Origin of the sequence: Bacillus sp. AF62 (genome assembly GCF_050312695.1) — a bacterium.
In the GTDB taxonomy this organism is placed as follows: Bacteria; Bacillota; Bacilli; order Bacillales; family Bacillaceae_G; genus Bacillus_A; species Bacillus_A cereus.
Genome location: NZ_JBNPJZ010000285.1, coordinates 1 through 310 on the forward strand (window position 1 = coordinate 1; position 310 = coordinate 310).

The window sequence follows — 310 nt, forward strand, 5'->3', positions numbered from 1 at the left end:
GGTAAAAGATGAAATGAAAGTTACGCAAATGTATAGTATAATAAATTTCTAAATAATAAAAGGTATTAACAAAAAAAGAACGGTTCTATTGGCATAGTCCGTCTTTCGAGAAGAGAATAATGACAGTTATTCTCTTAATTAGAGGGTGTTGCAAAACTAAAATAAATATGCAATGTTATGAATCAGAAAAACTAGCTGAATATGCAATAGATAGCGATTTTGACCATACCAATGTGGCTGTTCCAGCCCTTTATCTTTGAGATGACTAAACTGTTGTTCAATTTTTCCACGCTCTTTCATCAACTGTTTG

At 31.6% G+C, this 310-nt stretch carries 1 pseudogene; it reads right to left on the bottom strand.

The features are described from left to right. Positions 1–156: 156 nt before the first annotated feature. Positions 157–310: pseudogene (locus ACQRBL_RS32760) on the bottom strand (ISNCY family transposase); the annotation flags it as partial.